Source organism: Echinicola shivajiensis (genome assembly GCF_018642165.1).
Lineage (GTDB): Bacteria > Bacteroidota > Bacteroidia > Cytophagales > Cyclobacteriaceae > Echinicola > Echinicola shivajiensis.
The window spans coordinates 39,834-53,241 of sequence record NZ_JAHHZM010000002.1 but is presented as its reverse complement, the minus strand read 5'-3'; the positions used below and the strand labels follow the sequence as shown (position 1 = coordinate 53,241).

Below are 13,408 nucleotides of genomic sequence, written 5' to 3'. Positions count from 1 at the left end.
AACGAAAAACCATGAAAACTCCATTCAAACCCATTGTATATCTACTCATAACTGTTGCGTTTACAGCATGTTCTGAGAACAAAAAAGAGCAAAAAACTGAGGTACAAATCCCAGATAGCAACCCTGTTTTTGATGAAGCTTACCGTCCGCAATATCATTTCACCCCAGCAAAAAACTGGATGAATGATCCCAATGGAATGGTGTATCTGGATGGGGAATACCATCTTTTTTACCAACATAATCCTGACAGCAATGTTTGGGGGCCAATGCACTGGGGTCATGCAGTTTCCTCTGATATGCTACATTGGGAACATCTTCCAATTGCCCTATATCCTGATAGCTTAGGTACTATATTTTCGGGAAGTGCTGTTATTGACAAGGGAAATACCAGCGGACTAGGGGAAGGAGGAAAAAATCCTATGATAGCTATTTTCACCTACCATCATCCAGAAAAGAGCCAAACCCAGGGAATTGCTTATAGTAATGATAAGGGCAGAACTTGGACAAAATATGAAAACAATCCAGTTCTTGAAAACCCTGGGATCCCCGATTTTAGGGATCCAAAGGTCAGTTGGTATGACCTTGGAGATGGCACAGGTAAATGGATCATGACCTTGGCTGTAAAAAACAAAATCAGCTTTTATTCCTCCCCTAACCTATTGGACTGGGAACATGAAAGTGATTTTAATCCTACCTGGGCATCTTACGGGGGTGTATGGGAATGTCCTGATTTGTTTCCTTTAATGGATCAGGAGGGGCATGAAAAATGGGTGCTATTAGTAAGTATAAACCCAGGAGGACCAAACGGAGGTTCAGCCACTCAATATTTTACGGGAAATTTTGATGGAAAAAGTTTTAGTGCTGATGGCAATGAAATAAAATGGATTGACTATGGTGCTGATAATTACGCTGGGGTCACCTGGTCTGATATACCTAAATCGGATGGTAGAAGGTTGTTTTTAGGCTGGATGAGCAACTGGCAATATGCCAATGTAGTACCTACCAACGTCTGGAGATCCGCCATGACCTTGCCCAGAAATTTGGAACTATTTAATTTAGAGGGAAAAGATTTATTGGCTTCCAGACCAGTCAAAGAAATTAAAACACTTTACGACAATTCGGAAAAAATTGAAGCCACGAGCCACTTATTAAGAGATGGGCTTTTCCACTTGGATCTAAAAAAAACCGAGGGAAGCTCAGCTACTATCAAGCTCAGTAATGCACTTGAAGAAGAAGTGGTGTTAAAGATTCAAGAGGACAAAATTGTTTTTGATAGAAGTAAATCAGGGCAGGTAGAGTTCAATCAGGAATTCCAAGCTATACATGAAGCTCCCTTAAATGGCCTTGAGATTTATGATATCAGTATTTATTCAGATAAATCCTCATTGGAGATCTTTTTCAATGATGGAGAACTGGTATTAACAGAGATATTATTCCCTAATTCTCCCTTATTAAAACTGGACTTGGAAGGAATAGAAAATAATGGCGAAGTCCATTATTTGAATTCTACTTGGTAAAAGAAATAAGAATAAGAAAATATTATAATTAAGCTATCTTGTAGCTAGTTTTAGCAAATAGCCCAAAAAGCAACCAAAAATGAATAGTAAAAAGTACGTAATTTTTCTCTCTATAGTAGCCGCTTTGGGAGGTTTTCTGTTTGGCTTTGATACTGCAGTAATATCAGGAGCTGAAAGGTTTATTCAGGAAAAATGGCAGCTCAGTGATTGGACCCACGGCATGGCTGTCGCTATTGCCCTTTATGGTACGGTGATCGGTGCCCTGTTTGGAGGTGTCCCTGCTGACAAGTATGGCCGTAAAAAATCTTTGTTATGGATTGGCCTACTCTACTTTGTCTCTGCCCTTGGCTCAGCTTTGGCCCCAGATGTCATCACTTTTATGGTCCTTAGATTCATTGGTGGTCTTGGAGTAGGAGCTTCTTCAGTAGTTGCTCCCATGTACATCAGTGAGATTGCTCCAGCAAAAAATAGAGGAGTGCTGGTAGCCCTCTTTCAGTTCAATATTGTGTTCGGGATCCTTATGGCCTATTTCTCCAATTACTTGATAGAAACAGCCAATCTCAATGAAAGCTGGAGATGGATGATGGGCATGGAAGCCATACCCGCACTGATTTATACTGTGCTGACCATTAAGGTTCCAAAGAGTCCCAGGTGGCTTATTGCCCATCAGAACAATGTAAAAGAAGCTACCGAGATCTTGACAAAAACAGACCCTGAAGGAGTGGATGAGGCCATCAGGTTGGCCATAGAAGAAAGAAACAGGGAAAAGATAAAAGTAGGTTTTTCGGTCCTATTCAAACATGGCCATATCAAGACCACATTGTTGGCAGTAATGATCGCCATGTTTAACCAGCTTTCAGGCATCAATGCCATTATCTACTTTGCCCCGAGAGTATTTGAAATGGCCGGTATAGATGCTGAGAGTGCCTTATTATCTACTATTGGAATTGGTGCGGTAAACATGATAGCCACCATGTTGGGGCTTTATCTTATCGATAGGATAGGCAGGAAAAAACTAATGTTGATAGGCTCAATAGGCTATATTTTCTCCCTAATCTTAATTGCCTACTCCTTTTCTGGAGGTGCCATCCCTCCGTCCTATTTGCCCGTATTTGTATTTATGTTCATTGCCTCTCATGCTGTGGGGCAAGGCAGTGTAATCTGGGTGTTTATTGCGGAAGTATTCCCTAATGAAACCAGGGCTTATGGTCAGTCAATAGGCTGCTTTACCCATTGGATTCTGGCTGCAATTATAGCGAATGTCTTTCCCTTCTTTGCCAACACCTTTGGAGCAGTGAGCATCTTTGGCTTCTTCGCTTTGATGATGGGCTTACAATTAGTTTGGGTATTGACCAAAATGCCGGAAACCAAGGGCCGTTCTTTGGAAGAAATTCAACAAGATATGATCACAAGCAATGCATAAGAAAATTGTCATCTTCGGCGAAATGCTTTGGGATTGCTTTTCTGACAAGAGCATTCCAGGCGGGGCTCCCATGAACGTAGCCCTACATACCCAGTACCTAGGACTGGAAACTTCCTTTATCTCACGCATTGGCAATGATAATTGGGGAAAAGAGCTTATTGACTTCGTTGAATCAAAATCCTTAAATACTGATCTGGTACAAATGGATGAACATTATGATACCAGCAGGGTACTGGTGGATGATACTGATAAGGAAAATATCAAATATGAGATTGTAGAACCCGTGGCCTGGGATTTTATCCAATGGACAAAGGAAATGCAACAAAAGGTGGATAAGGCGGATGCCTTTATCTTTGGTAGTTTAGCTGCTCGAAGTGAAGATAGTCGCACCACCCTCTTTAAACTTTTGGAAACGCCGGTTTTAAAAATTCTTGACATCAACTTAAGAGCTCCTTATTTTGAAGCTTCACTTCTAGAAAAATTATTAAAAAAAGCAGATATTCTTAAAATCAACGATGATGAGTTGGACCTGCTCATCGATATTTTCAAGTTGGCCAAGGACTGGGATAAAGCTTTAGAAAGATTAACAGAAATCTTTGAATTACGAATGATTTGTGTTACCAAAGGAAGTGCCGGAGCCATTATTTTTGATGGAGAAAAAAGCTATTCTCACCCAGGCTATAAAGTCAAGGTAGAAGACACCGTTGGGTCTGGCGATGCTTTTTTGAGCGGTTTTATCTACAAGTCACTTTCAGGTGATTCACCCAAAGAAATATTGGATTTCGCTTGTGCACTTGGAGCCTTGGTTGCCACCAATAAGGGCGGCACTCCACAATATGAAATAGAGGACATTTCAAAGATCCAAAATGCTTAATTTTACTATCAATTGAAAACCTATTCTATTGGCAGCAGGTGGGATTGATGATTTTAAATAAATTTTCAATCCCTCCTCGCTTATTAAAATTTATATAAGCTCCTCTTAATCTATTACTATTCTCCTCCCTTCCTTGGCAGATCTAAAAGCAGCCTCCACCACTTTTATATCCTTTAAACCTTCTTCACCTGGGACCATCACGTCCTTATCATTGATAATAGCCAGTGCATCGTCATCCATCTGTACAGCCTGTTGACTTTTTACTTTATCAGAAAATTGAATTCCGTCACTGGTATGGCCTTTTATTCCACCATAGGACTGAAAGGGTTCCAATCTGAAATTACCTCTACCGCAAGTTACTGTTAACCTTCCCATATTAATCCCAAAACTGGTAGCACAATTGGCCATCAATCCACCGGGAAACTCCAAAATATAATTCATGGTCTCATCCACTTCGGAAAACATTTCAGGTCGACGCTTGCTTTCATAAGCCATAACTGAAATGGGCTCTAGACCACTTAAGTATCTCACAGCATTGATGGGATAAACACCCATATCATACATTGCTCCGCCTCCCATTTCCTTGTCCAATCTCCATATGCCGGTGCTGCTCATATTAAATCCTGCAACGGCCTCCATCATCCTTAAGTCCCCATATTTCTGATTTTTGACAAACTCCCTTAGTCGCTTGGTATTTGGTTCATGCTGCATGCGATAGCCTATACTTAATTTGGCTTTATTTTTCTTACATGCATCAATAATTGCCTGACACTCCTTGACTGTTTTGGCCATGGGCTTTTCACACCAAACATGCTTTCCAGCTTCAGCAGCTTTTATGGCAAACTCCGTATGCATGCTATTGGGCAAAACCACATAAACCACATCGATATCCGGATTATCAGCTATCGATTCGAAATTCTTATAGTTATAGATATTTTTATCAGGTATTTTATACTTTTCTTGCCATGAAGCTGCTTTTGCTGGAGTTCCCGTAACTATTCCTGCCAAATAACAATGTTCCGTCATTTCCAGTGCTGGGGCAAGTTGTCCGGTACTATACCCACCAAGTCCTACCAAGGCCACCCCTAATTTGTCTTTTGTTTTACCTATTGAAATATTCGGAAATGACATGGCAGCTGTTGCTAAACTTGTTCTTTGGATAAATTGACGACGGTGCATATCTATTTAAGGATTTGATGGAGAAAGTATAATTTACAAAAAATATAAAGTAAAAGCCTGTTCAAAGAAAAGAACAGGCTAAAACAAGTTTGGCTTAAGACTAAAATGTCTTCCCAATGGACAGCTTAAATAGCTTGTTTTTTGTATCTATATTATTATAATTCAAATCAGAGAAAGCAAAATCATAGCTTCCTTGGACATTAAAACCTAAAGGAAGATTTACCCCTACTCCTACTACTCCCCCAAAGTCAAACTTCGAAAGTTCATTTATTGAAGATATATCTGTCACTCCCTCATATTTTCTTGCAACAAGAAAGGATGCCTGTGGTCCCGCAAAAATATTGATCAGAGGAATAAAGCCTAAGCGGACCAATACCGGAACGTCAATATAATGCAGTCTTTCCTTTCCATTCGTTCCCGCATCGTCGATTTTTCCACCCTTTTGAGAATATTGGATACTTGGCTCAATTCCTAATAATCCCAATAATTTAATCTTTTTATAAACCCCGGCATGAAAGCCTGAATTCCTGTCGGAGCTGATATCATGTATTTCAGGGTAATTCCATCCAGCCCTTATCCCCGTTTGGGCCTTCACCTCTTGGTATCCTACCAGCAGGAGAATCATAATAATAATTAACTGTGTTTTCATGGTTTTATTGGTTTATGGTTACTTCAAAGAGTCAAATCCAGCAAATGAAGAATCCTTACACAATGTCCAGAAAAATAAATCAACAAGGCGATAGTGGTACTATATTAATATTCAATGAAAAAATAATACTATAAAGTCAAATATTTAATTATAACAAAACTATACAAATAAAAAAAAGGTTTCACTTTTCAGTAAAACCTTTCTCTTTTCATCTATCTATTAGAAACTATATCCTAAGGAAACTTTGAATCCTCTATTATAGACTTTGGCATCAGAATCCTTGAAAACAGGGGTTAAACCCAGATCATAACTGCCTTGAACATTTAATCCAACAGGAAGGTTATAACCTAGACCGAATACCAAACCAGCATCTAAATCATTAATATCATCTCTTTCCCATTCAAAAGTAGATCCAAAAGCATCACCCTCAAATTTTGAATCCACTAGGATGGATCCTTGAGGACCTGCAAAGACATTAAATCCATCACTGGCATAAAACCTCAACAGAATAGGCACATCCACATAACTTAGTACAGTTCTGGAATCCGCGAAATTGTCAGCCGCTGTTCCCTTTTGGGAATAATAAGCCCCTGGCTCTATGGCAAAATTATCAGTAACGAACATATTTCCATAAATACCTGCATGAAAACCTGCCCTATTGGTATAATCGTTATTGGACCCATCATCTCCGCCCCAGTTAAAGAAACTGGCTCCTCCACGGATACCAAAATTACTCACCTGAGCACTCGCTGGAGTTCTCATTTGTGCATTGGCATCCCAAGCAAATAATGTTACTGCGATAAAAGCAAAAATTACCTTTTTCATGTCATTCATATAGTTGGTTCATCCATACCTACACGAATTCCATGCCAAAAAGACTTCCATACAAATTGATATTATTGTTAAGGCCTACTTTTTTAACACCTTAAAACCTCAATAACACCTACTTAACTCTCTTCTCAATATAGTACGAATTAAGGATGGCCAAAGCCCCCATATATTTTAGTTTAAAGCGGATTAAGTCCCCTACTTGATAGCTTTTGGGATTTTTCCCCAAATCAAGGATCAACATATCAGAACTTCCTCCCAATACTTCAAATTCATCCTTATCATATATCAAATACTTGGGATCCACATCCAACAATCCCAAATCCAATATTCCCCTGTAGGAAGATTGACCATATAAGGATTCGTCAATTTCAGTAACTTCCCCTTGTGGATTGGCCGCTAAATTCCCTGTGGGCAACAGTGGCTTTTCCTGCAATTCGATGATTTCTGCACATAATTCAAAAACCCCATCATTCATCCCTTCTATGATTGAATCATCAAAAAGATTAACACCAAAATACAGCGTCTCTCCTACTCTAAAATGATTGACACCCTTAGGTAGTTGATGGTTCAGCATCAGGGGGATTGTCACCGAAGTACCTGCAGAAACCCATGGAATTTCTTTATTGAATTTCAATTCAATGATCTGCTTATAAAGTGACAATTGAATTAATTTGTCCGTGGAAGGCATTACCCCATTTAGGCAATTTAAGTTGGTCCCCAGGCCGATGACCTCCACATTGGGTAACCTAAAAATCTTTGCATAAAACTCTACCAAGTCCTCTCCCATCACTCCCTCTCGCAAGTCACCAGTTTCTACCATAATAATGATCTGGTGTTTCTTCCCCTGTTTTACAGCCTCTTCACTAATCCATTTTATCGTATTCAATTCGCTGTTTAAACTGACATCTGCATAAGTCACTACATCTGCTAGGTTTCGTTTGGAAGGAGGCTTGATATAAACGGTTTTTATGTTTTCATCGATTTCTTTCACCTTAGCAAGGTTGCTTATCCTGGAGTCATGTATTTCATCTATGCCCAAATCGATTAGCTCTTTTATGTAAATTTCGTTTCCACAAAGCAACTTGGAAACGGCTCCCCAGGCGACATTATTTTCATTGAATTTAAGACGTAGAAATTCAAAATTCCTTTTCAGGTTATCCTTATACAGATTTAGAAATGCCATTTTATTTCTTCAACCTCATTTCGAGGTACTTATTGGTAAAACCTAGTTTTTCGTAGAGTTTTCTAGCAGGATTGTCGGCCTCTACATGAAGTGCTATATCCCCATTGGCCATATCTATGGCTGTTTTCATTAATTTTTTACCTACACCTTTGCCCCTTTGATTGGAGTCGACGGCTATATAAACTAAAATATTTTCTGGAATATACCCAGACATTCCTGTTTTATTCACCACTACCGCTCCCACAATCTTTCCTTTTTCGCGGCTCATAACCACAAATCCTCCCTTGTCCCCAGCCAAATCCAAGGCGTAATCCAAACACTTCATGATGTCCTCATGAGGGTCCCCATATTGCTCAAGATGCTTAAAAAGAAAATCAGCAATTTCAGTTTTTTGTAAAAAGGTCGCATTATCAATGGTTGAGAGTGTCTCTATTTTCATCTTATCTTATTTTTATTAATTCTAACTGATCAATTTAATCTATCTATAAGCAAAAACACTGCTAAAGAGGCTGTAAGACCAAATAAATTGGCATCCAGACCCCATGGAAGGGCCATTCCACTTAGTGCCAGACCTGCAGTTACTCCCCCCCCAATAATCATTGAGGATAAAGCGGCTTTGGGGTTCCTCCTATTCCAAAACAAACCTGCTAAAATGGGCACCAAAAGTCCAGAAACCATAAAGGCATAGGAATAAAGCATCAATTCCAGCACATTGGTCATTTGCATGGCTAGAATCAGTGCAAGAGCACCTATCAATAGGGTAAACAACTGGCTAAAATGCATGGATTTTTTTTCAGGCTGTTTGTCAAACCACCTTCCAAAAAGGTCCGTGGTCAAATTTCCTGAGGCAGCCATTAGACAAGAATCCGCCGTAGAAAGCACTGCTGAGAAATAAGCAGACATCATCAATCCCATAATTCCCGCAGGCAAAACGGTACTTAATAGAATGGGCAAGCCCATCTCAGGGTCCAAATCTTCTATGGCACCTGCAATCATACCTTGTTCAAAAGCTACCCTGGCCAACAAACCAAGAGAAACACCCATAAAGGCCATTATGGGCCACTCAAAGAGTCCCGCTATATACCAAGCTCGCTTGGCCGATTTCACGTCCCTACTGGCGAATATCCGCTGGTAAAGGGTCATGCCGACAAACCAAATGGGCAAGATCGTTATTCCCCAATTGGCCATATCCTGCCAGGTCAAATTGGACAAGCTAAAAAATTCTTTGGGCAGGGTTTCATGAATGGCTTCCCAGCCCCCAACATGATGATAAGAAATAGGAAGGCCTATTAAACTAAAACCAAGCAATAAAATTACCCACTGGATGGTATCTGTGTAAATCACAGCCTTTAATCCGCCCAAAACGGTATAAATCACAGCAATCAGCCCCATGATCAAAAGGGCCAGGTTCAAGTCCAAGTCCTTGAAGGTTCCTGAGGCCAGTTTTGCACCAGCCAATAATTGGGATGAGGTAAAACCCAAATAGCCAACAAAGCAAATGATTCCTGCTGCAATCCCCACTGGTCGATTAAAGAGGTACTGAAAAATCTGGGGAAAGGTGTAAAATTCAGCAAATGCTGGATTTGATTTCACTTTGGGAATCAAAAAAACAGCTGCCAACCAAGCTCCAATTAAGCCTGTAAACAGCATCCAGCTCCCTGAAAGTCCCATTGCAAATCCCAAACCTCCCAAGCCTATGCTAAAGCCTCCTCCCACATCGGTGGCTACTACCGAAAGGCCAATATGCCAATGCCCAATAGATCTACCTCCTACATAATAATCTTCCTGTCCTTGATTGTTTCGCATGAAGTAAAAACCCACTCCAAGCATAATGATCATATACAATATAAAAATACCTACATCTATCCATTCCATTAAAAGAGGTTCTTTTCGTCTACTTCTATTACTAACAAAATATTGAAGTTATAGTTTTCCTTGTTTTTTCCAATTAAGTGGTCAGATATTCAGGAAATGATCTATAAAAACCCAGTTTTACAATAATGATCAAAAAAAATCAGGCAATAAAAAAGGCCGGAAATTCCGGCCTTTCACTTTATGATCTAAGATCTCAATTATACATTCTCACTGCTTACAATGGCAGAAAAATATTCTCTGTTCATTCTAGCGATATTGGTCAAGCTGATACCTTTAGGACATTCAATAGAACATGCCCCTGTGTTGGTACATGCGCCAAATCCTTCCTCATCCATCTGGGCAATCATCTTCTCAGCTCTCTCTTTTCTTTCCACCTTACCCTGAGGCAACATGGCCAACTGGGAGATTTTAGCAGAAGTAAAGAGCATAGCAGAAGCATTCTTACAAGCAGCTACACAAGCACCACAACCAATACAAGTCGCAGCATCAAAAGCCTCGTCAGCAATTTTCTTTGGAATTGGAATCTCATTGGCATCAGGTACACCACCGGTGTTTACAGATACATAACCACCCGCTTGGATGATTCTATCAAAAGCACCTCTATCCACTACCAAATCTTTCACTACTGGGAAAGCAGCAGCTCTCCAAGGCTCGATAGTAATGGTATCACCATCCTTGAAAGACCTCATGTGCAACTGACAGGTGGTTGTTTGTTGAGGTCCATGAGGCTTGCCATTGATATGCAAAGAACACATCCCACAGATACCTTCTCTACAATCATGGTCAAAGTGAACTGGATCTTCTCCTTTTTCAGAAAGCTCCTCGTTCAAAACGTCCAACATTTCCAAGAAAGACATGTCTTCAGAAATATCAGCAATATTATAATTAACAAAACCGCCCTTATCAGAACCGTTTTTTTGTCTCCAAACTTTAAGTGTTAAGTTCATAATAATTATGAATTTTTGGTTGTCAAATGATTACTTGTAACTTCTCTGGGTCAACTTCACGTTCTCGAACACAAGCGGTTCTTTGTTCAGCTCTTCCTCCACATTATCTCCCATGTGTTTCCAAGCGCCCACGTAAGCAAAATTCTCATCATCACGAAGGGCTTCACCTTCTTCGGTTTGATATTCTTCTCGGAAGTGACCACCACAAGACTCATTTCTGTGCAATGCATCCCTTACCATAAGCTCTCCCAACTCAATGAAGTCTGCCACTCTGTGAGCCTTCTCCAAAGATAAGTTCAGCTCATCTTCAGTTCCCAAAACTTTGACATCAGCCCAAAATTCCTTTTTCAGATCCTGAATCATACCAATGGCCTTCTGAAGACCCTCGGCAGTTCTGGCCATACCACAGTATTCCCACATGATTTTCCCTAATCGCTTATGGAAATCATCTATGGTTTTCTTACCGTTGATGGAAAGTAATTTTTGGATTTTATCCTTGATTTCTTTTTCTGACTGTTTGAAAGCCTCATGGTCTGTTCCCACTTTCTCGTATGGCATGCCTGCCAAATAATCACCGATAGTGTAAGGAATCACAAAATAACCATCGGCTAGACCTTGCATCAATGCAGAAGCTCCCAATCTGTTGGCACCATGATCAGAGAAGTTGGCTTCTCCTAGAGCATACAGTCCTGGTACAGTAGTCATCAAATGGTAATCTACCCAAAGTCCACCCATAGTATAGTGAACAGCTGGATAAATCTTCATTGGCGTCTTATAAGGGTTCTCACCAGTGATCTGCTGATACATATCAAACAAGTTACCGTATTTGGCACTGATAGTATCTTCTCCGTCTCTGGTGATAGCATCACGGAAATCCAAGAATACCGCCTCACCGGTCTCATTTACCCCTCTGCCTTCATCGCAAACATACTTGGCATTTCTAGAAGCCACATCACGAGGCACCAAGTTACCGAAAGAAGGATACCTTCTCTCCAAATAGTAGTCTCTATCCTCGTCCTTAATATCTTTAGGCATGATCTCCCTCTTACGAAGTTTCTCAGCCAATTCTTTCGTTTTAGGCACCCATACCCTACCATCATTTCTCAATGATTCTGACATCAAAGTCAATTTAGATTGATGGTCTCCTGAAACAGGGATACAAGTTGGGTGAATTTGTGTATAGCAAGGGTTGGCAAAATAAGCTCCTTTCTTATGTGCTCTCCAAGCAGCAGTCACATTAGACCCCATTGCATTGGTAGAAAGGAAGAATACGTTACCATATCCACCAGTACAAAGCAATACGGCATGCGCACTGTGAGATTCAATAGCTCCTGTGATCAGGTTTCTGGTAACAATACCTCTGGCTTTGCCATCGATGGTTACCACATCCATCATCTCAGTTCTTGGATAAAGCTTCACCTTACCATTGGCTACCTGACGGCTCAAGGCTGAATAAGCACCCAAAAGCAACTGCTGTCCAGTTTGGCCCCTGGCGTAGAAGGTACGCGATACCTGAGCACCACCAAATGAACGGTTGGCAAGCAAACCACCATATTCACGGGCAAAAGGAACACCTTGCGCCACACATTGGTCAATAATATTTACAGAAACTTCTGCTAGTCTATGTACATTGGCTTCTCTGGAACGATAATCACCACCTTTGATGGTGTCATAAAACAACCTGTATACAGAGTCACCATCATTTTGATAGTTCTTTGCAGCATTGATACCACCCTGAGCAGCAATGGAGTGTGCTCTTCTAGGGCTATCCTGGAAACAAAAAGCCTTAACATTATAGCCCAACTCAGCCAAAGAAGCTGCTGCTGAAGCACCTGCTAGACCAGTTCCTACTACAATTACCTCATACTTCCTTTTGTTGGCCGGGTTGACCAACTTCATATTAAATTTATGTTTAGTCCACTTTTCAGCTAATGAACCTGCTGGTATTTTAGAATCAAGTATCATATTGGCTTTGTATTAATTCAAAGTTGATAAATAGATGAAAATAGGCATTGAGGCAAACATGGCCGGAACAATGATAGAAAAAGCACTACCGATAAACTTGATCGCCGGAGTGTACTTTTTGTGATTAAGTCCCAATGTTTGGAATGCACTGGCAAAACCATGGTTCAAGTGGAAGCCCAATAAAATCATGGACAATACATAAAGCGCTACCAATCCAATATTGGAGAAAGCAAGGTTTACAACAGCATAAAGATCTTTGAACTCACCGCTTTCATAGGTCACCATTGGAATAGCTCCCCAATGCATCTGTGCCCAGAAATTCTGAAGGTGAACTACAATAAAAATAAGTACGATAGTACCAAGGATGCCCATATTTCTTGAATTCCAAGAACTGTTGGTACCTGCTTTACTATCTGCATAATTTACAGGTCTAGCCTTCTTATTTTTTGCAGAAAGAATAATTGATACGATCACATGTCCAATAATGGATATGTAGGTCAGGTAGGAAAGAAGTTTTACTGCCGGATTGGTGGTCATAAACTTGGCATATTCGTTAAATGCCTGTCCACCGTCATTCTTAAATAAAAGCATGTTTCCGGAGACATGTCCTATCAGAAACAGGATCAGGAATAAGCCTGTCAGGGCCATTAGCAACTTTCGTCCCAAAGTGCTACTAAAGGTTTTGGTTACCCAACTCATAAAATTTCTCTTTATTAGTGAAGATGGTTTTTTAATTTTTTCAATTTGGTTAACAAATTTACATGTCGAAAGTTTATCAAACAATTGATCACTACGTATTGCTCTTATTTTAAAAGGTTCTAAATAATTACCCAAAACCTATTTTTCACCTATTTTTAAACTTTTTGCGTCTTTATCACTTAAATTTTCAGTTGGATTTCGGTAATATGTTACACTTCCTTAACTTTAATTCGTATATATTTATTAATTAAGGTTAATGCGATCAT

At 40.0% G+C, this 13,408-nt stretch carries 12 protein-coding genes; 3 read left to right on the top strand and 9 right to left on the bottom strand.

What is annotated here, in order from left to right; translation table 11 throughout:
• The first annotated feature begins 11 nt into the window (after window positions 1-11).
• The 3 genes from KMW37_RS04795 (at window position 12) to KMW37_RS04785 (ending at window position 3,814) form a co-directional block, all read left to right on the top strand.
• Window positions 12-1,517, top strand: a complete 1,506-nt coding sequence (locus KMW37_RS04795) for a glycoside hydrolase family 32 protein (protein ID WP_215223481.1) — start codon at window positions 12-14, stop codon at window positions 1,515-1,517.
• A 79-nt stretch (window positions 1,518-1,596) separates the two neighbouring features.
• Window positions 1,597-2,940 (top strand): sugar porter family MFS transporter, encoded by a 1,344-nt coding sequence (locus tag KMW37_RS04790; RefSeq protein WP_215223480.1) that lies wholly within the window; start codon window positions 1,597-1,599, stop codon window positions 2,938-2,940.
• Entirely contained in the window at window positions 2,933-3,814 is an 882-nt protein-coding gene (locus KMW37_RS04785) for a carbohydrate kinase family protein (protein WP_215223479.1), read from the top strand. Before KMW37_RS04790 ends, KMW37_RS04785 begins: the two co-directional genes overlap by 8 nt.
• Before the next feature lie 105 nt (window positions 3,815-3,919).
• Here KMW37_RS04785 and KMW37_RS04780 read toward each other — a convergent pair whose 3' ends face one another.
• From KMW37_RS04780 to KMW37_RS04740, 9 genes are all read right to left on the bottom strand, one after another.
• Entirely contained in the window at window positions 3,920-4,993 is a 1,074-nt protein-coding gene (locus KMW37_RS04780) for a Gfo/Idh/MocA family protein (RefSeq protein ID WP_215223478.1), read from the bottom strand.
• A gap of 100 nt (window positions 4,994-5,093) precedes the next feature.
• Complete coding sequence (locus KMW37_RS04775; protein ID WP_215223477.1) at window positions 5,094-5,642, bottom strand: porin family protein; 549 nt, start codon at window positions 5,640-5,642, stop codon at window positions 5,094-5,096.
• A gap of 219 nt (window positions 5,643-5,861) precedes the next feature.
• Window positions 5,862-6,467 (bottom strand): porin family protein, encoded by a 606-nt coding sequence (locus KMW37_RS04770; RefSeq protein WP_215223476.1) that lies wholly within the window; start codon window positions 6,465-6,467, stop codon window positions 5,862-5,864.
• Window positions 6,468-6,585: 118 nt separating this feature from the next.
• Window positions 6,586-7,656 (bottom strand): alanine racemase, encoded by a 1,071-nt coding sequence (locus KMW37_RS04765; RefSeq protein WP_215223475.1) that lies wholly within the window; start codon window positions 7,654-7,656, stop codon window positions 6,586-6,588.
• 1 nt (window position 7,657) lies between these two features.
• The gene (locus KMW37_RS04760; RefSeq protein ID WP_215223474.1) at window positions 7,658-8,095 is read right to left on the bottom strand and encodes a GNAT family N-acetyltransferase; all 438 of its coding nucleotides are present in this window, start codon (window positions 8,093-8,095) and stop codon (window positions 7,658-7,660) included.
• A 29-nt stretch (window positions 8,096-8,124) separates the two neighbouring features.
• Window positions 8,125-9,531, bottom strand: coding sequence for a sodium:solute symporter family protein (locus KMW37_RS04755; RefSeq protein WP_215223473.1), 1,407 nt, complete (start codon window positions 9,529-9,531; stop codon window positions 8,125-8,127).
• 197 nt (window positions 9,532-9,728) lie between these two features.
• Window positions 9,729-10,478: a succinate dehydrogenase/fumarate reductase iron-sulfur subunit gene (locus KMW37_RS04750; protein WP_215223472.1), complete on the bottom strand. Its 750-nt coding sequence runs from the start codon at window positions 10,476-10,478 to the stop codon at window positions 9,729-9,731.
• A gap of 30 nt (window positions 10,479-10,508) precedes the next feature.
• Entirely contained in the window at window positions 10,509-12,443 is a 1,935-nt protein-coding gene (locus KMW37_RS04745; RefSeq protein ID WP_215223471.1) for a fumarate reductase/succinate dehydrogenase flavoprotein subunit, read from the bottom strand.
• Between the two features lie 12 nt (window positions 12,444-12,455).
• On the bottom strand, window positions 12,456-13,142 hold the full coding sequence (locus KMW37_RS04740; protein ID WP_215223470.1) for a succinate dehydrogenase cytochrome b subunit: 687 nt from the start codon (window positions 13,140-13,142) through the stop codon (window positions 12,456-12,458).
• Between the last annotated feature and the right edge of the window lie 266 nt (window positions 13,143-13,408).